At 56.4% G+C, this 17,732-nt stretch carries 15 protein-coding genes and 1 riboswitch; of the genes, 2 read left to right on the top strand and 13 right to left on the bottom strand.

All coding sequences use genetic code 11. The features are described from left to right. Position 1 precedes the first annotated feature (1 nt). Positions 2-2,017 carry an acetate--CoA ligase family protein gene (locus GOV90_RS09935; RefSeq protein WP_171094537.1) on the bottom strand — a complete coding sequence of 672 codons (2,016 nt, stop codon included), beginning with the start codon at positions 2,015-2,017 and terminating at the stop codon, positions 2-4. A 2-nt stretch (positions 2,018-2,019) separates the two neighbouring features. Further along, entirely contained in the window at positions 2,020-3,180 is a 1,161-nt protein-coding gene (locus GOV90_RS09930; protein ID WP_171094535.1) for an acyl-CoA dehydrogenase family protein, read from the bottom strand. A gap of 80 nt (positions 3,181-3,260) precedes the next feature. Here GOV90_RS09930 and GOV90_RS09925 point away from each other — a divergent pair, with 80 nt between their 5' ends. Further along, positions 3,261-4,193, top strand: coding sequence for a GlxA family transcriptional regulator (locus tag GOV90_RS09925; protein ID WP_171094534.1), 933 nt, complete (start codon positions 3,261-3,263; stop codon positions 4,191-4,193). A 22-nt stretch (positions 4,194-4,215) separates the two neighbouring features. Here GOV90_RS09925 and GOV90_RS09920 read toward each other — a convergent pair whose 3' ends face one another. The 11 genes from GOV90_RS09920 to GOV90_RS09870 form a co-directional block, all read right to left on the bottom strand. Beyond that, positions 4,216-4,515, bottom strand: coding sequence for a DUF202 domain-containing protein (locus GOV90_RS09920; protein ID WP_171094531.1), 300 nt, complete (start codon positions 4,513-4,515; stop codon positions 4,216-4,218). A gap of 43 nt (positions 4,516-4,558) precedes the next feature. Continuing rightward, the gene (crcB, locus tag GOV90_RS09915; protein WP_171105422.1) at positions 4,559-4,921 is read right to left on the bottom strand and encodes a fluoride efflux transporter CrcB; all 363 of its coding nucleotides are present in this window, start codon (positions 4,919-4,921) and stop codon (positions 4,559-4,561) included. Further along, on the bottom strand, positions 4,914-5,300 hold the full coding sequence (locus tag GOV90_RS09910; RefSeq protein ID WP_253284764.1) for a CrcB family protein: 387 nt from the start codon (positions 5,298-5,300) through the stop codon (positions 4,914-4,916). Before GOV90_RS09910 ends, crcB begins: the two co-directional genes overlap by 8 nt. Before the next feature lie 89 nt (positions 5,301-5,389). Next, positions 5,390-6,970, bottom strand: a complete 1,581-nt coding sequence (locus GOV90_RS09905) for an FMN-binding glutamate synthase family protein (RefSeq protein ID WP_171094527.1) — start codon at positions 6,968-6,970, stop codon at positions 5,390-5,392. Positions 6,971-7,010: 40 nt separating this feature from the next. After that, entirely contained in the window at positions 7,011-8,753 is a 1,743-nt protein-coding gene (locus GOV90_RS09900) for a thiamine pyrophosphate-dependent enzyme (RefSeq protein ID WP_171094525.1), read from the bottom strand. Between the two features lie 323 nt (positions 8,754-9,076). Then, positions 9,077-10,132, bottom strand: a complete 1,056-nt coding sequence (locus tag GOV90_RS09895; protein ID WP_171094524.1) for an ABC transporter ATP-binding protein — start codon at positions 10,130-10,132, stop codon at positions 9,077-9,079. Next, positions 10,132-11,379, bottom strand: coding sequence for a hypothetical protein (locus tag GOV90_RS09890; RefSeq protein ID WP_371732508.1), 1,248 nt, complete (start codon positions 11,377-11,379; stop codon positions 10,132-10,134). Before GOV90_RS09890 ends, GOV90_RS09895 begins: the two co-directional genes overlap by 1 nt. A gap of 5 nt (positions 11,380-11,384) precedes the next feature. Next, positions 11,385-12,593, bottom strand: a complete 1,209-nt coding sequence (locus GOV90_RS09885; RefSeq protein WP_171094520.1) for a carbohydrate ABC transporter permease — start codon at positions 12,591-12,593, stop codon at positions 11,385-11,387. Further along, the gene (locus GOV90_RS09880) at positions 12,593-13,825 is read right to left on the bottom strand and encodes a carbohydrate ABC transporter permease (RefSeq protein WP_171094518.1); all 1,233 of its coding nucleotides are present in this window, start codon (positions 13,823-13,825) and stop codon (positions 12,593-12,595) included. The genes GOV90_RS09885 and GOV90_RS09880 overlap by 1 nt, the downstream gene beginning before the upstream one ends. A 57-nt stretch (positions 13,826-13,882) precedes the next feature. Beyond that, positions 13,883-15,238 carry an ABC transporter substrate-binding protein gene (locus GOV90_RS09875; protein ID WP_171094516.1) on the bottom strand — a complete coding sequence of 452 codons (1,356 nt, stop codon included), beginning with the start codon at positions 15,236-15,238 and terminating at the stop codon, positions 13,883-13,885. After that, the gene (locus tag GOV90_RS09870; RefSeq protein WP_171094514.1) at positions 15,235-16,392 is read right to left on the bottom strand and encodes a LacI family DNA-binding transcriptional regulator; all 1,158 of its coding nucleotides are present in this window, start codon (positions 16,390-16,392) and stop codon (positions 15,235-15,237) included. Before GOV90_RS09870 ends, GOV90_RS09875 begins: the two co-directional genes overlap by 4 nt. A 217-nt stretch (positions 16,393-16,609) precedes the next feature. Beyond that, a riboswitch (cobalamin riboswitch) is annotated at positions 16,610-16,813 on the top strand. Positions 16,814-16,941: 128 nt separating this feature from the next. Here GOV90_RS09870 and GOV90_RS09865 point away from each other — a divergent pair. Further along, entirely contained in the window at positions 16,942-17,727 is a 786-nt protein-coding gene (locus GOV90_RS09865; protein ID WP_171094512.1) for a DUF4198 domain-containing protein, read from the top strand. Positions 17,728-17,732 lie beyond the last annotated feature (5 nt).

The raw sequence follows: 17,732 nt of genomic DNA, 5'->3' as shown, positions 1-17,732 counted from the left end.
TTCAGGCCTTCCTTATAAGTGCATCCACCGCAACCGCGTCGTCCCGCGTGCAGAGGAGAGGGTTAATCTCGACCTCGCCGAGCGTGTCGGCGTTTTGCAAAACATAAGCCTGAACAGCATCGACTGCGGCAATGATCGAATCCATATCAGCCCCCGGTTGGCCGCGATAGCCTGCAAGCAGAGGTGCGATTTTCAGCTGGTCAAGAGCCGTGCGGATGTCTTCGGGCACGCTGGGCACCAGCAGAGAAACAGTGTCACGCATGACTTCGGTCAGTACGCCCCCTGCCCCAATGGTCAATACAAACCCATGCGCCGGATCACGAACAACACCAACCAAAAGTTCCGCAACGGTCCCCGTGATCATCTCTTCTATCAGAATGGCTTCGGTGCCGATTTCGGCCGCTACATCGGCCACGTCTTCGGCCTTGATGCCCAGCCGAACGGCGGCGTGTTCTGATTTGTGCGCAAGCCCTACGCCTTTCACTGCAAAAGGGGCGCGCATGTCATGCACCGCTTTGCTGATTTCTTCTGCGCCACTGACTGTGCGGTTTTGAGGGATGCGCAAACCGTACTCAGCCAGCGCCTGTTTAGACACCCCCTCGGTAAGGGTTCCGGACGCCTCGACGCTGCCTGGCAGCAAAACGGGCTGCAAACAGGGGGCACGGACCTGACCCGCCGCGCGCGTGGCGGCAAGCGCTTCACTGATACCCATAAAAGGCACGACGCCGCCTGTCATCAGGTCTTTCGCCACATCTTCAGGCAGTAACTCTGGCAGGGTCGCGACAATGGCAAACCGTGCCCCAGTGTCCGCACGAACTTGTAAGGCCGCCCGCGTTGCACAGGTCCAGTCTGTGGCGTCGGTGGTCGGATAATCGACGATAGAAAACGTCAGGTCGATATCCTCACCCGTCATACCGGACCATGCCTGCGACATCGCGCGTTCATCGCGCCAGATATAGGTGTGATAATCCAGCGGATTGTTCAGCGCCACCATAGGACCTAGCGCATTGCGTAGATGGGTCTTTTTATCATCACTTAGCGGTGGGAAGGTCAAACCGGTGCCGACCGCCATGTCTGCAATCAGGCTCGCCTCGCCCCCCGAACAGCTGATCGAGGCTATGTTACCGCTGGGTAATGGACCGTAGCAGTGCAGCAGTTTCAACGTTTCGAGGAAATCCGGTAGCGACGAAAGACGCGGGATACCAAGCCGGTCCAACAACGCCTGCGCGCCCGCATCACTTCCTGCCAGAGACGCGGTATGAGACACCGTCGCTGCCTGCGCCTGTTCCGAAGCGCCGACCTTTAGGGCGACCAGCGGAATGCCCTTTGCATGGGCCTTTGCGGCCAGCGCCTCCCACTCGCGGATGTCCTTAAAACCTTCGACGTGCAGACCCAGGGCTGTCACGCGCGGATCATCAAGCAAGGCCGCAGCAATCTGCGCCTGACTGGTTTGCGCCATGTTTCCGCAAGCCACCATATAGGCAATCGGCAAGCCGCGTTTCTGCATGGTCAGGTTGATCGAGATATTCGAACTTTGAGTCAGGATCGCGACGCCTTTGTCCACCGGCGTCGCCCCGTGCTGATCCGGCCACAACAGCGCACCGTCCAACGCATTGATATAGCCATAACAGTTGGGGCCAAGAATGGGCATGTCACCGGCTGCGGCGATCAGCTGCGCCTGCAAGTCCCCGCCGGTGTCGTCTTCAGCGACGGCTTCGGAAAAACCCGAGGCAAAACAGACCGCCCCGCCCGCGCCCATGCTAGAGAGGACCTGAACCGCCTCAATAGTGGCGTGGCGGTTGATACCAATGAACACCGCATCCGGGGCTTCAGGCAGGTCTTCTATCTGCCCAAAAACCTTGTGTCCCGCGATCTCGTTGGCTTTGGGATGCACCGGCCAAATCTGCCCGGCATAGCCCATACGTTCGGATTGCAGAATAACCTGCTGACACCAGGCACCACCGCCAATGACAGCGATAGTTTTCGGGCGCAAAAGCCGGGTCAGGTCTTTGTTCATGGTCAGGCGCCCAGTGGACGCAGAAGATCACGGCTGATGATGTGGCGCTGAATTTCACTGGTGCCGTCCCAGATGCGTTCAACGCGTGCATCGCGCCAGAAACGCTCGATCGGGAAGTCGTCCATCAGACCCATACCACCATAGATTTGCAGCGTCGCATCCGTCACTCGCGCCAACGTTTCAGAAGCATAAAGCTTGGCCGAGGCAATCTCACGGTTCGAAGGCAGGTTTTGGTCCAGACGCCAGGCGGCGGCAAGGGTCAGCCAGTCGGCGGCGTCGATCTCGGTGATCATGTCTGCGATCTGGAAGCCGACGCCCTGAAACTTTCCGATAGGCTGGCCGAACTGCTTGCGCTCGGCCGCATAGTTCAGCGCATAGTCAAAGCAGCGCCGCGCGCGCCCAACCGAGAACGCCGCAACCGTCAGGCGAGTTGCGTAGAGCCATTCGTTCATAACGGCAAAACCACCATCGACTTCGCCGAGAACCTGTGCATCCGGCAGACGGCAATTGTCGAAATAAAGGATATAATTCTTGTAGCCCTTGTGGCTGACCGAATTGTACCCTTCGCGCACTTCAAAGCCCGGGGTGCCGCGATCCACCAGGAAAGTGGTAATGCGCTTTTTGGGGCCTTTGGGGGTTTCGTCCTCGCCGGTTGCGATAAAGACAATGAAGAAATCCGCGTGTTCCGCACCAGAAATGAAGTGTTTCGAGCCGTTGACTACCCAGTCACCCCCATCGCGCACTGCTTGACATTTCATGCCGCGCACGTCCGACCCGGCATCCGGTTCGGTCATCGCCAAAGCATCCATCTTTTCACCGCGTACGGCAGGCAGCAAATAGCGTTCGCGTTGCTCATCATTGCAGGCCATCAGGATGTTTTGCGGGCGTCCAAAGAAATGCGTCAACGCCATCGAGCCGCGGCCAAGCTCACGCTCAACAAGAGTGAAATCCAGATGGGACAAGCCCGCGCCACCAACCTCTTCAGGAAAGTTACAGGCGTAAAATCCCAGATCGATGCATTTCTGCTTGATCTCGTTGCCCAACTCGAGCGGGACGGTACCACTGCGCTCGACCACCTCTTCATGCGGGTAGATTTCGTTTTCAACAAAGCTGCGGACCGTCGAGACGATCATTTCTTGTTCTTCGGACAAACCGAACTGCATGGCGCTTATCCCTTGGATCAGTAGTTGACCAAAAGAACGTCATCCCTCAAATTCTCGACATGCAGCTTTAGGCGTACATCATGCAGAATTCGAAATTTTTGCCACGGCGATACAACATTCTGCTCTTCAATGGGTTTTCGAACCATTGCCTAGCAAACATGGTCGAACCGCTGCGAGCGGCGAACAACATGTCACGGCACACGCTCTATGAGTGGAGGTTCTGCTCGCCGGACGGAACACCGGTCCAAAGCTCGAGCGGGCTGAGTGTCACGCCGGATGGAGCGATTGGGGATCAAAGGGGCGATGTCCTTGTGGTCATGCCGTCTTATGGTTTTCTAAAACTCGATACACGGGCAACTATTCGGGTCGTGCTGGCAGCGGCAAAACGGCATACGCAGATCGCAGGGTTGGATACCGGCAGCTGGCTTTTGGCGCGGGCGGGATTGCTGGACGAGCATCGGGCAACCATTCACTGGGACGAGTTATCTCGGTTCGAAGAACAGTTTCCGGCGGTTGAAACCGTGCGTGAACGCTTTGTCATCGATGGCAATCGGCTGACCTGTTCCGGGGCGATGGCGGCGTTCGATCTCGCCTCAGCACTTATTCGGCAGGATCACGGCCCGCTATTGTCTCTGGAGGTGGTGCAATTACTGATGGGGCGAAACGGGCGCAATCCCTATTCTTTGCCATTGAAATCCGAAGACAAGCTGGTCAATCGGGCGTTGGACGTGATGCAGGCAAATATCGAAACCCCATTGTCAATCACACAGGTCGCCCGGCGCATCGGATGTTCGCAAAAACGGATTGAAACCCGCATACGTGCCGAACTGAAAACCACACCGCAGGCACTTTATAGGCGTCTGCGACTGACGCTAGCGCGTAATCTGGCAGAGGAAACAGAACAATCCATCGCCGAGATCGCTGGGCGTTGCGGGTACGAAAACGCCAGCGCGATGACCCGCGCGTTCAAAGCAGAATTCGGTCAGACCCCGACCGCGTTTCGGTCAAGCTGACCCTGTATCCGATGGCTCACCCTCAGACCCGCGCGTCACGCTTTTCCTGTTCGATCTGGCGACGAATATGGATGTAGTCGATGATTCCATAGACCAAAATCAGAACCGACACAGGCAGAACAGCCATTCCAACCCAGACAAAAACCGAATCCGCATCCGCAAACTGCATTAATCCAAATCCTGCAATCGCCACTCCCAAGGCGGTTTTTACATAGGCCAGCAAGGTGCGCCGGTTGGCCAACTCGGTTCGTAGAAAGGCCAGCACCGTATTGTCCAGTGCGCGTCGGGACTTGAGATCGGAAGGAGGGGTTGGGTCAGCCATGCCTTATGGATGCGAAATTCGCAGCCGGACTCAAGTGAAAACCTCACCACATCGCTTGAAGGCCGAACCAGAACGCAATCCAGCACATAGCCACGCTCAGCAAAATGTTTCCTGCTGCCATCAGGATGGTACGCTCACGGTGGAGTTGCAGGGACTGATAGGCAAAGCTGGAAAACGTGGTGAAGCCTCCGCAGAAACCAAAGACCAAACGGCGTTCTTCCTCGGGCATTAAGTGGGGTTCACCCAGATAACCCGCCCACAAACCCAGAAACAGGCAACCCACCACATTCACCACGAGTGTCGAAAGCGGCAGTTCATGCGTGATCATACGGTTGAGCATATGCCGAGCGACCGCGCCCAGACCGCCGCCCAAAGCAAATGCTGCGTGCAAATAGAGATCACTCATCCGGGTGCTCTCCTGCATGATACTTGCGCCCGATCGCTTCACCCAGGATGGCGGCGGCAAGACCAAAAACAACTTCAAGGGCCAGAGCTACGACCATATAGGCGATATCTGCTTGGGACAGCCGGTCGAGCTCGGCTACGAATGAGGAAAAGGTCGACAACCCACCGCAAAACCCAACCGCGCCTAGATGGATGACATGGGCATGAACCCTGTGCCGCACCGCATAGAGCCAGCCGATGAACAGACAGGCGGCAATATTGATCCCGAAGGTTGCAGTCACGAAGGGCACGCCGGGTATTTCAAGCGACAGCATTTCGCGCAGCACCGACCCAAGCGCACCACCGACAAAGACGGCAAGGTACATGAGTGTTCGCTGCAAGTCCTTGGCCCCCTGATCAGAATCGCATTCTTCAATCTATGTCCATACAGGCTTGGGGTTTAAACGCCAATGATCGACCCGTCGGTGCTTCAAAACCGTTGGGCCGATGCACGCTCCCAATCGCTTGCAAATCCCGCAGGGACACTGTCTGACAGCAACCCACCTTCGGGAAGCCGTTCATAAAGGTCCGCATATGTGAACTCTTTTTCGTCTGTTGAGCGGCGCAGAATATCCGAAGGGTGCAAGTCCGTGACCTTTTCGTAGCCCATTGCACCCAGAATTTCGCGGAAGCTTTCCAGCGTGGCATCATGATAGCGATGCACCCGCTGACGCTTTTGCGGCACATTCACGGCCTTTGCACGTTCCTGATCCTGAGTGGCGATGCCCGTGGGACAGCGGTTGGTATTACAATGCAGCGACTGGATACAGCCCACGGCAAACAGCATCGCGCGGGCCGAATTGCACATATCTGCGCCCAAGGCGAGTTTTTCGATCATGTCATAGCCTGTTGCGACCTTACCGGAACAGATGACTCGGACCTTGTCGCGCACACCGATGCCACGCAAGCAGTTATCGACAAAGATCAACCCTTCGTTCAACGGCATCCCCAACCTGTTGGAATATTCCACCGGCGCAGCGCCGGTGCCGCCTTCGGCCCCGTCGACTGTGACAAAATCGGGCAAAATCCCAGTATCCAGCATTGCCTTGCAGATACTCATGAATTCGGACCGTTTACCGATACACAGCTTGAAACCCACTGGCTTGCCGTCCGACATCTCACGCAGATGCTGCACAAACTCCATCAGCCCGGTGGGGGTATCAAATGCCGAATGTGCAGGGGGTGAGATCACGTCTTTATGGGGTTCAACACCACGAATTTCTGCGATTTCCTCGTCGACTTTGACCGCAGGTAGAACCCCGCCATGGGCAGGTTTCGCACCTTGGCTCAGCTTGATCTCAATGGCTTTGACCACGTCCTTTTGGGCTTTCTCTGCAAACTTGTCCTTGTCAAACCCACCTTCGGGGGTGCGGCAGCCGAAATAGCCCGTGCCAATCTGCCAAATGAGATCACCGCCTTCCGCCAAATGATGCGGGCTAATACCACCCTCTCCTGTGTTATGGGCAAACCCACCGTCTTTGGCGCCACCATTCAACGCCCGGATCGCGGTATGGCTCAGCGCTCCGAAGCTCATCGCTGAAACGTTCAGGCGCGACGCATCGTAAGGCTTGGAACATTGCGGGCCGCCCAGCGTCGCCCGCTCTTCGCTTTTTTCCACTTCTTTCGGCGACAGAGAATGGTTGGTGCGGTGATAGCCTACCTGCGTGATGTCGTACTGGGTGCCAAACGCCTGTGTATCCTGTTGGCCTTTGGCACGAGCATAGACCAGACTGCGCGTGATCCGGTTGAAGGGCCGTCCGCTTTCGTTGGTTTCAACAAAGTACTGGCGTATTTCTGGGCTGACGAATTCCAGCATGTAACGAAAATGGCCCAGAACCGGATAGTTATTAAGCACATTGTGCTTGGTCGTCATCAGGTCATAAGCCCCGATTGCGATATAGGGCAGCACGATCACCAACAGCCACAGCGCTGGGGTCCAAAACCAGCCAAGCAGCAAAGTCAGGGGCAGGCCGAAAAAGGCCACCGCGTAGTATATGTTGCGTACAATCATGCGTCCGATCTCCGGTTTCTAAATTGGATTGGCACCCGCGTTACAGCTGCGCCTTGAGCTCTTTGACCCAATTGTCCCACTGGGCGTGGTCGCCCTTCGCCAGCAGGATTCCTTCTTTCAGTTTGGACATACCAAAGCCCCAGGCCATCTTGGTGTCCACATGTGGGGGCATCACCAGCTCACCCGGCGTGACCATGGCGTCGATGATGAACGGCTTGGTGCTGGCTTTGGCCTGCGCTATGGCATCTTTGATGTCAGCGGCGTGTTCCACACGCACGCCATCCCCACCGCAGACCTTTGCGTATTCGGCAAAATCCGGGTTTACCAGATCCGTGGCCATCGGGTTCACGGCATAGCCCGCAACCTCCATCTCCATCTTCACGAAACCCAGTGTCTGGTTGTTGAACACAATCACCTTGATCGGCCAGTCGTAGCGCACCGCGGTCACGAAATCCTGCATGGACATACCAAAGCCGCCGTCGCCGCAGAACGTCCAGACCTCACGCGAGGGATCGAGCGCCGCTGCTCCAAGCGCCGAAGGCAAGCCAGAACCCAGAGAGGAATGGTTGAATGAACCCACCATACGCCGCCCACCCTTCATTCGGGTCTGCCGCGCCACCCAGACAGTGCATTCACCAATATCCATGGCAAAAACCGCATCCTCTGCGGCCTGATTGGATATCTCGCGGGCGAATAACTGCGGGTGCAGCGGTTCGCTGGCACGTTCGAGGCTGGCCTCTTTGTCCTGTTGCGCCAGCCACTTGTTGCAGAGTTTAACCTGGTGATCGGCGAAGTTTCGGTCTTCTTTCTCCGCTATTTGAGGCAGCAGCCGGTCCAGCGTCGCTCCGACATCCCCCAACAGGCCCGATGCGACAGGCGCACGGCGACCCAGATTTTCGACGCTGCGGTCGATCTGCACGATCTTGGCCGTCTCTGGCAGGAACCATTCATAGGGAAAGTCGGTGCCCAGCATCACAAGCACATCGCAATCGCGTACCGCGTGATAGCCGCCGGGGTTGCCGATGAGACCAGTCATGCCAACCACATTCGGGTCGTCGTAGTCGAAGATATCCTTGCCCTTCAACGTATGCGCAAGCGGAGCGTTGAGCTTTTGCGACAGGGCCAAAACCTGATCTTTGGCCTCGCGGCAACCTACACCGGCAAAAAGCGCCACCTTCTTGCCTGCGTTTATGATCTGCGCAGCACGGGCAATCTCATCTTCGGGTGGGATCAGGGTAGAAGGCTGTTTCAAAAGCGGGTGGAACTGGTGCAGGCTGGGCACCTTTTGTTCGGATACATCGATGGGCAGTTCAATCCGCACCACCTCGCGGTTGATGAGCGCACGTTGCACGGCGATCTGGGCAAGACGCGGCATCTGATCCGGCGTGTGGATCACTGCCTGATAGTCGCACACATCATCAAACGCCTTTTCCAGGTTCACTTCCTGATGATAACCTGTGCCGCGTTCCCGGTGGGCGACCTGGCCAGTGATTGCCACCACGCCCGCGCCTTCGCGTTTGGCGTTGTAGAGCCCATTGATAAGATGCAGAGCACCGGGTCCAACCGTGCCGGCACAAATCCCGATACCGCCTGTCAGATGTGACTGGGCATAAGCCGCATAAGCTGCGTTTTCTTCGTGCCGCAGCCCTTTCCACTCAAACCTGTCATCCCCGCGCATGGCTTCGAGGAAAGGGTTCAGCGCGTCGCCAACCACGCCAAAGATCTGACGACCACCTGCATCTGCCAATATGTCCAGCAGGACTTCACACACGTTTTTCGCCATGTCTCTCTTCTCTCGTTTCGAGCAAATTCAACAAGATGTAGCCAACATCGTGTCTGCCTTTAATTCAATAGCCATCCTAAAAATCAAAGTCGCTTCACCGACTTTTCAAATCACACAAGGGTCAATTGGAAGTGACGTACACAAACACAGCATGGTCCTGTAGGCCCATAAAGTGCCACAAGTTCAAAGTGTTTTTGACAGTTAGCTAGGCGATGCAGGCGAAAGCTGGCACAAAGCCGCACATATATTCAAAAAAGAACGCGTTGCGGTTCTGGAATCGACACCGCAACGCGTGCTTGAAAAACTATTGGCAGTGTATCGGACTATTCCCGACCCACAGCTTGACCATCTCCATCGAAAAAATGCAACTTGCTGGTCGGGAAGTGCAAACCAATTTGTGCGCCCGGTTTGAGGTCCGTGTCTCCATTCAAACGCACAGTGACGTTTTCTTCAGCACCGACATCGACAATTAGGAACGTATCAGCACCCAGGTATTCGATCACCTCGATCACGCCGTCGGTCTGGCCTTCGCCCGCCGTAACCACTTCGATGTGTTCAGGGCGCACACCCAATCGGTTGGCTTCGCCGGAAAACGCAAATTGGCCCCCTCTGCCGTGTGCCAGCGTATAGCTGCCGCCTTGAGCGGAACAGGGCAACACGTTCATTTTAGGGCTTCCAATGAACTGCGCCACAAACAGATTGGCCGGACGTTCATAGAGCTCGCGGGGCGTACCGACCTGCGCGATCTTGCCGTATTCCAGAACCACGATCCGGTCGGCCAGCGTCATGGCTTCGACCTGATCATGGGTCACATAGATCATCGTCCGCTTGAGGCTTTGGTGCAGCTTGGCGATCTCGTACCGCATCTCGACCCGCAAGGCCGCATCGAGGTTCGAAAGCGGCTCGTCGAACAAAAAGGCGGTGGGATCACGCACAATGGATCGGCCGATGGCAACGCGCTGGCGCTGTCCACCTGACAAGTCTTTTGGTCGGCGTTCCAAAAACGGTCCTAGCTTCAAAACCTCTGCCGCTGTGTTGACCTGCTCTGCGATCTCAGCTTTTGGTACTCCGGCTACTTTCAGCGAGAACCCCATGTTTTCGGCAACCGTCAGATGCGGGTAAAGCGCATAAGATTGGAACACCATTGTCAGCCCGCGTTTCGAGGGCGGATGATCGGTGACGTCATTGTCATTGATCAGAAGTGACCCGCGCGAAATATCCTCGAGCCCACCAATCATGCGCAACAATGTGGATTTGCCACAGCCTGAGGGGCCGACAAAAACAATGAATTCACCCTCTTTTATCTTGAGGTCCACGCCCTTGATGACCTGGGCCGACCCAAACCATTTTTCGACGGATTTTAGTTCAATGCTGCCCATTAGCTTCTCCCTGCCCAGTGAAGCCAGACGGCGGCTGTCCATGTGAACGCAGTGCCACCGGCTGGGCTTCCGGTCTTTGGATCAAAATATTCAGCAAATCCGTAGTTCGAGATCAGCTTTGCAGTTTTCTGACGCAGGTCTTCTGCCTGCTGCATGTGGCCCATGTCTCCCAGCCCAAATCCGATCATCATATTCATGATGGCCCAGGTCGGACCGCGCCAATAACGGCGCGCATCAAAGTTCGGCATCGATGTATCGTAGCTTGGAACTGGATAAGGAACGGTCTCCAAAACCGAATTCAAACGCCCCAACATCTTTTCTGAATCGATACCTGCATACCAGCACATGTAAGACGCGTTCGAGATGCTGCCCGCCCACTCGCCTGTATGCGCGTCACGGGAATCAAAGCTGCCCAGGTCTTCATTCCATAAAGACCGCGCACCGTTTTCGAGCCGATCGACATCCGCACGCAATCCTTCGGCTTCAAGACCAAGTTCTTCGCTTATGGCCAACAGATCTCTTGCCGCGCGCAACGCCGTGAATGTCATCGTTGGGTCGGCAACCCGAAATGGGTTCTTTTCCAGCAGGATCTGCTGATCCCATTCGGCCTCACGACCAATCTGAACCAGCTTGATGTACCGATCATAGTCGAACTTTGTGGGCCGGTCGTCGCTGTTTACATGAGTAGTGTCTCGGCGCTGATACTCACCGACATCTGAAGCGTCCATACGCGCCATCGATTTGTCCCAGTCGGGAGCGTTGTCGCGCCCGGCTTCCCATGGATGCGTCGTGCAGACCGCATCCCTATCGTCCAAACGCCACTTCATGATCCATCGATGCCAGGCCAGTAACTTTGGAAACAGATCGCGCAAGCGTTGCTCGCCAGCGACGCGGTCCTGCTCCCAAATCTTGCGGACCATTGTCGCCGCAATGGGGGGTTGAATTATCCCCGACGACAAAATCGGGCCGTTGCACCCCCAAACGTCCGGGCCAGGGAAATATCCGTCATCCTGCTGGTGGAACAGGATGTGCGGCACCATGCCGTCCGTCCATTGGCCTGAGAACAGCGTTTCGACCTCGGTCCAGGCGCGGTCAATGTCGAATTCCGCAAATCCCAGGGCAGCAATCGCGCTGTCCCAGTTCCATTGATAAGGGTACAGCCCCTCGGTCGGGATCGTGTAACCACCGCGATCATTGGCAATCAGAATATTGCGCGCTTCGCGGTCCGGGTTTGTATGTTGGTTCATCTCAGTCATCCTTTGACGGACCCCGCAGTCAGGCCCTTGGTCATGAAACGTTCAAGTCCCAGAAACAACGCCATGATCGGCAAGGTGGCGATCACCGCACCAGCCATCAGATGTTGTCGGGGAATTTCCGAGGAATTCAGCATTGTAACGCCTCGGGTCAGAGTGAATTTCGACGGATCGTCCAGCAGCATGAAAGCAAGCAGGAACTCGTTCCAGGCAATCATGAAAACATAGAGCGATACCGAGGCCAGCGCAGGCAGGCTGAGCGGCAGGGTGATCTTCCAAATCACAGCCAAACGCGACAGACCATCCATCAGACCAGCCTCTTCCACTTCGGTGGGCAAGCCACGGAAATAGCCTTGCAGCATATAGAGTGCGACGGGGATCGTCGTGACCGGGTAGATCATGACAATGCCAAGGATCGAGTTTCGCAGGCCCGTCAGCGAAAACGCGATATAAATCGGCAGCGCCAGAACGATCATCGGAACCATGTAGATCAGCAGGATCGACCGCGAAAACGCTTTTTGTCCTTTGAACCGGAACCGCGCCACCGCATAGGCACCGGGGACGCTGAACAGCAACGTGATGAACACAGTCAGGACCGAGACATAAAAGGACGTCCAGAGATAAGTGCCGAAATTGAAGTCGCGGAACAGTTCGGTATAGCTGCGGAACAACGCGGTGCCCTGGCTCAGGTCAACTGAGAAATCCAGGGGGTTTTGCAACAGCGCCTGCTGCGATTTCAGGCTGGTCATCACCATCACATAAAATGGGATGACGACGATGGCCGTGAAAAAGATGTACCCGAAACCGGTGCAAAAGCGGATCACCGCCTCTTCGAATTCATGGCGTGTCAGTTCGGCGAAGGGCAGTTCTTTGAGGATCTCGGCCAATGACAGGTGCATGACAACCGCAACCGCGATGACAGTGATTAGGCTTGCCTGCAGCGTCGTATCTGGACCAATCAGAACGGGGCCCAAACCGCTTAGACAAGACAAACCCAATAGCACAGAGATCGCCAAACGCGCCGGAGCATGGCGCGCCGGAAACGCAACATAGGTAAGACCTGCCACCGCGCCCCAGATCAGGCTCAAACCCACCTGCGGGCGAAACGCTGCGCCCGTGGCGAAGGACATGGTGACGGCGACAGTGCTGGCAATGATGACCAACCAGAGTGCGCCCAGAACCGGGCCAGTGATGAAACCTTTGCGCATCACAGACCCTCCTCACGGCTGATGAAGCGGAAGAAGACAAAGCTGAAGGCGATCAGGCACAGCAGGATGACCACGGCCACCGCCGCTCCTGCCCCGATATTCGAGATTGCAAACGCCTGCTCATAGACATTCACAGTCAGTGTGCGGGTACCCGCGTTACCGCCGGTCAGCAGGAAAATGTCGTCGAACTTGTTGAACGTCCAGATAAAGCGCAGAAGGAACAGCACCGACAGGATGCCCAGCAATTGCGGGATGCTCAGCAACCAGAACTTCTGGAAGGGCGACGCGCCATCCATATCCGCCGCCTCATACATGCTGCTATCAATGGATTGCATCCGCGCCAGGATGAACAGGAAGGACAGCGGGAAATAGCGCCAGATTTCGAACACCGTGACCATGATCAGCGCCAGAGGGCGTTCGCCGAAGAAATTGATCGGTGCACTGGTCAGACCCATCTGGATCAAAAGCGCATTGGCAGAACCCGAAAACGGATCAAACAGCGTGACCCAGGTAAACGCCACCGCAATGACAGGAGCGACATAGGGAAACAGGTAAAGGCCCCGGATGACCCCCTGCCCTTTGAAGCTTTTATTCAGCAAAAGCGCTGCAAACAGGCCCATGACCAAGGCACCAATGGTTCCGAACACCGTATAAAACAGCGTGACCCAAAGCACGCCCCAGAACTCAGACCCGTCAAAGACGCGAGCATAGTTTTCGAGGCTGAATTCAAAGTTGGTCAGAACGTTCGGCCCACTTCCAGTTACACGCGGTTCTGACGCTTCGATTACGTCTTCAAAGGCATCGGGGTCGCCGTCCACGTCAACGGGAATGCGGATACGCTCACGCTGGCCCCCTTCCAGAGTGCCGAAGTCGCAAAACAGGTCTTGCCCGTCCAAAACGCAGGGGGCGGCAACGCCCCCCGCAACGACACCGTCGGGCAGAACGTCGCTAAGGGTGACGCCGTCGATTGCGATCTCCTGACTGGAGTTGCGCAGACGGTATTCAATCCGCAGATCGTCGCCCGATCCGCGCAGGCTTTCACGCACAACCGGTGCAGGCGGGCGTAGATCGGACAGGGTAAACGGCTTGAAGCTGATCCAGAAGATTGCCAGCAAAGGCAAGATCACCACAAGCGATACACTGATCACGGTCGGAGCCAGCAGCGTCCAGGCCAGACGCGCCTCGCGTTTGGCTAACGCCCCGGTTCCGGTCGGTGGGGTGGCCGAAGTCATGGGGTACCTCGAAGGGTTAGGTGCAGCGGCGCGCACGCCGCTGCAGATGCCACTTGATTACTGAACCTTCGCCAGTTCTTCGTTCATGGCTGCAACCGCTGCGGCTGCGTCGATCTCGTCATCAATGTACTGACGTACAACACGATTGATGGCCTGAGAGTTGATCATTTTCGACGCCAGCGCCAATTGACCTTCGGCTACGCCCCAGCGCTGCGCCACGTCCAGACCACCAACAATCTCGTCGATCATGGCCTGTTCATACAGCTCGCCCAGAGGGGCCTTGCGATCGACCCCGACGGGCAGTTCCGCCCAGGCTTCAGAGAACGCGGTCGGATTGTCTGCATTACCACGGCGCACGGGGAACTTACCCTCAGGCGCAATAGCCAGCGTCTGGGTATAGCCGTCATCCATGGCAAACTTTACGAATTCCATCGCCGCGTCGGTGTCCGCATCGTTGGTGATACCGAAATACCGCACATCACCCCAGGCGGCGCCATCGGGGTTCGACGGGCCGGACAGTTTGGTAACGATACCAGTCTTGCTGGCCAGATCGCGCGATGTCGGGTCGTCGTTGATGGTCGGCGGGGCGCTGTCACGCAGACCAGCCAATTCGTCCAGAATGAAGGGCGACCAGATGATCATCGCGGCTTTACCGTCAAAATACAGCTCGCGCGATTGCTTCCAGAAAAGTTCACCCGGAGGTGAGGCTTTGGAAATGGCTTTGTAGAAATCCAGAACTTCGGTGGTCTTGGCCTCATCAAGCGGCTGGAACCCATCGGGGCCAACAGGGCTGACACCGTTTGCCAGGAAAACATGCTCCAGCACCTGGCTCATGAAGTTCTCATCAACTTTGGTGGCCGAAACAAAACCATACATTTCTGGCGGGTTATGCAACGCCTCAAGTGCGGCCTGAATATCTGCAAAACTGTCAGGCGCCTCCAAGCCGGCCTCTTCGAACAGGTCCTTGCGATAGACAACCATTTGCGTCCAGCCATCCACCGGAACCGAGGCGGTTTCACCATTGAACGCTGCCATGCCCAAGGCACCCGGAGCGAAAGTATCAGCGCCCAGTTCTTCGATCACTTCGGTCGCAGCTTCGGTGTCCAGAATGCCCGCTTCGGCCCACGGCAGGGCGTACTGCAACGGGTGGTAGACCACATCTGGCAAGTCACCTGCGGCAAAGGCTGCGGTTGCGCGGGTGCCCAAATCCGTTTCTGTGACAGGTATCACCTCAACGGTTGTACCGGTCTCAGCTTTGAACTGGTCAGCCATTTCCTGCTGTTTCGCCAGACGCTCCGGCTGTTCCTCGGTCGTCCAGAAACGGATCGTGTCCGCCTGTACCGACATGGCCATCAGCGCCAGTGCCAACGAAGAGCCGAGCATCAGCTTGGCTGCTTTTGGTGTAAGTTTCATGGTCGGTTTCCTCCCCGATTGTCTTCCATGGATTGTTTGATTTTTTTCGCCAACTCGTTCGACGTCAGCAGTGGCGGCCCGTCAGAGTCGCGTTCGATCAGCACCGCCTGGCTGAGCTCGCGCAAAGTTGCGGGCTCTTCCCCTCGGGTCTGAAGTATCAACATCGTAGCAAGGCGTTCACCCGCCCGTTTGGAGTCGACGCTGAACGTCGTCAGCCCGGGGCTGGCGTATTGGCATTCCGGGACCCCGTCATATCCAAGAACCGAGACATCGCGTCCGATCTCAAGGCCAAATTCTGCACAGACAGAGTAGCTTCCCAATGCGGCCTGATCCGTCGCAAATACAATCGCGGTCGGCGGGACAGGAAGACGCAATAAAGCGCGCGCTTCAGCGGCCCCTTCTTCGCGGGTGCGCGCGCCTTCTCGGATCAATTCGGGATCGACTGGCAATCCTGCAGCCCTAAGCCCATCGACATAACCATCGCGACGCAGGTGGCTGTAGTTGAACTTTGGATCACTGCCGACAAACCCGATACGGCTGTGACCAAAACGGACCAGACGTTCGACCGCGCCGCTCATGGCTTTTTCACCGGAAATATCAAACCACGATGTGTCGTCCTGATAGCCGGTTCGACCATATCCTGTCCGACCATAAAGGATGAAAGGCACCTGCAGGTCGCTGAGGTACCCAACTCGCGCGTCATCTACTTCGGTGCGTGGCAGGATAAATCCATCGGCCTTTCGTTCTTCGACCAAACGGCCCAAAACATTTAACATGTCCTGCTTCGACTTCGCGGTCGAAATTGTCATCGTCCAGTCAGACGCACTTGCAGCTTCACAAGCCCCTGCCAGAAAGTCCTGAAAAAACGGATTGTGCCGGTCCGGTTCTTCACTGTTGATGACCATGGCAATGGCACGCACGCGCCCCGTTCGAATAGCCTGAGCATGGCTGAGCGGGCGATACCCCATCTTGCGCGCCGTCACCTCAACACGCTTTCGCGTTGATTCTGAGATGTCGGAATACCCGTTCAATGCACGCGACACGGTGCTTTTCGAAAGACCAAGGTGATGTGCCAATTCGTCAAGCTTCACCCGCCCACCGGACGCGGCGCGCTGGGACCGGATTTGTCGCTGTTGCAATTCGGGATTCGCCATCATTCTTTCATTTAACTGTTCCGAAACCGGTTTCGGCAATCAAAAAATTAATTCCAGCACCCCGCGACGGACAATCACTCCCAATCAACGAACAGGTCACAACACCAACACTTAGACATCACCGCAGCCGATGAGATTAAAGCGGAACACCTCCGGAATTCGCAGATGACCCTTCCAATGCCGCAATCGGGAGTTGACCGTGCTCAAGTTTTTCTGTCATCAACGCGCCATGTTCGGTTCCGGGGAGTCACCCGGAGGCAATAGGGAATGCAGTGCGGCACGTTCTTGGCCAAATCTGCAACTGCCCCCGCAACTGTAAGCGGCGAGCGAGACTGATTACGCCACTGGGTTACACCCGGGAAGGCCAGTTGAGCGTTAAGACCCGCAAGTCAGGAGACCTGCCGAACATGCGCCCTCGGAAAGGGTGCTCATCATCGGCGACGGGGTGTGCGCCGGATCTGTTTGCCCGATGGGGCAAATAGTTTCGCATTCCCCAATGTCAAAAACCTATGCGTGCCGGGGAAGGCGCGACGTGAGAAGGACGTATTTGTGAAACACTTTTTGTTGGCCGCGGCCGCTAGTGCGGCGCTGCCCGCGCTGGCGCAGGCTCATTTCCTGCTGGAATACACCGAGGATACCATGATCGAGCGTCCCGGGGAGGTTCCTGTCAAGTTGGTCTTCTGGCATCCGTTTGAAGCCGGGCACGTGATGACCCTGGAAAAGCCAGAAGAATTCTATGTGATCCACAACGGCGAAAAGACCGATCTGTTGGGTACATTGGAAGAAACCACATTCGAAGGCCCCGAGAACAGCGCCAAAGCCTTTCTCGGTTCGGTCCCGGTGAAACGTTCCGGCGACTATGTGCTGGTGACGGTACCTGCGCCTTACTACGAAGAATCCGAGGATATCTATATCCAGCAGATCACTAAGGCTTACCTGAACCGCAATGAACTGCCCACCGACTGGGATCAACCGCAAGGTCTGGCGACCGAAATTCTGCCGTTGAACAAGCCCTATAACGTCATTGCAGGTTCCACCTTCACCGGCCGTGTACTGAGCGAAGGCGAACCGGTTGCCGGTGCTGAGATCGAAATCGAATACATGGCAGCCGAGCCCGATCTGGCGGGAAACGGTGCCAAAGACGCCACAGCATCCCCACTGCCGGGCGGCGCATTGGTCGCGATTTCAGATGAGAACGGCTATTTCACCTTTGGTGTACCGAAAGCGGGTTACTGGGGTTTTGCTGCTTTGGGTTCGGGCCCAAAAACCGAATATGAAGGCAAAGAACTGAGCCAGGATGCTGTGATCTGGATCCGCGCCTGGGATCTGGAGTAACCCCT

It is taken from the genome of Ruegeria sp. HKCCA5929, assembly GCF_013034525.1.
GTDB lineage: Bacteria > Pseudomonadota > Alphaproteobacteria > Rhodobacterales > Rhodobacteraceae > Ruegeria.
The sequence above is the reverse complement of the archived record's forward strand: the minus strand, read 5'-3'. Positions and strand labels throughout refer to the sequence as shown.

Bases quoted from the DNA above. Each gene is read 5' to 3' on its own strand.
- GOV90_RS09935 (WP_171094537.1), bottom strand. From the start codon at position 2,017: ATGAACAAAGACCTGACCCGGCTTTTGCGCCCGAAAACTATCGCTGTC.
- GOV90_RS09930 (WP_171094535.1), bottom strand. From the start codon at position 3,180: ATGCAGTTCGGTTTGTCCGAAGAACAAGAAATGATCGTCTCGACGGTC.
- GOV90_RS09925 (WP_171094534.1), top strand. From the start codon at position 3,261: ATGCAGAATTCGAAATTTTTGCCACGGCGATACAACATTCTGCTCTTC.
- GOV90_RS09920 (WP_171094531.1), bottom strand. From the start codon at position 4,515: ATGGCTGACCCAACCCCTCCTTCCGATCTCAAGTCCCGACGCGCACTG.
- crcB (WP_171105422.1), bottom strand. From the start codon at position 4,921: ATGAGTGATCTCTATTTGCACGCAGCATTTGCTTTGGGCGGCGGTCTG.
- GOV90_RS09905 (WP_171094527.1), bottom strand. From the start codon at position 6,970: ATGATTGTACGCAACATATACTACGCGGTGGCCTTTTTCGGCCTGCCC.
- GOV90_RS09900 (WP_171094525.1), bottom strand. From the start codon at position 8,753: ATGGCGAAAAACGTGTGTGAAGTCCTGCTGGACATATTGGCAGATGCA.
- GOV90_RS09895 (WP_171094524.1), bottom strand. From the start codon at position 10,132: ATGGGCAGCATTGAACTAAAATCCGTCGAAAAATGGTTTGGGTCGGCC.
- GOV90_RS09890 (WP_371732508.1), bottom strand. From the start codon at position 11,379: ATGAACCAACATACAAACCCGGACCGCGAAGCGCGCAATATTCTGATT.
- GOV90_RS09885 (WP_171094520.1), bottom strand. From the start codon at position 12,593: ATGCGCAAAGGTTTCATCACTGGCCCGGTTCTGGGCGCACTCTGGTTG.
- GOV90_RS09880 (WP_171094518.1), bottom strand. From the start codon at position 13,825: ATGACTTCGGCCACCCCACCGACCGGAACCGGGGCGTTAGCCAAACGC.
- GOV90_RS09875 (WP_171094516.1), bottom strand. From the start codon at position 15,238: ATGAAACTTACACCAAAAGCAGCCAAGCTGATGCTCGGCTCTTCGTTG.
- GOV90_RS09870 (WP_171094514.1), bottom strand. From the start codon at position 16,392: ATGGCGAATCCCGAATTGCAACAGCGACAAATCCGGTCCCAGCGCGCC.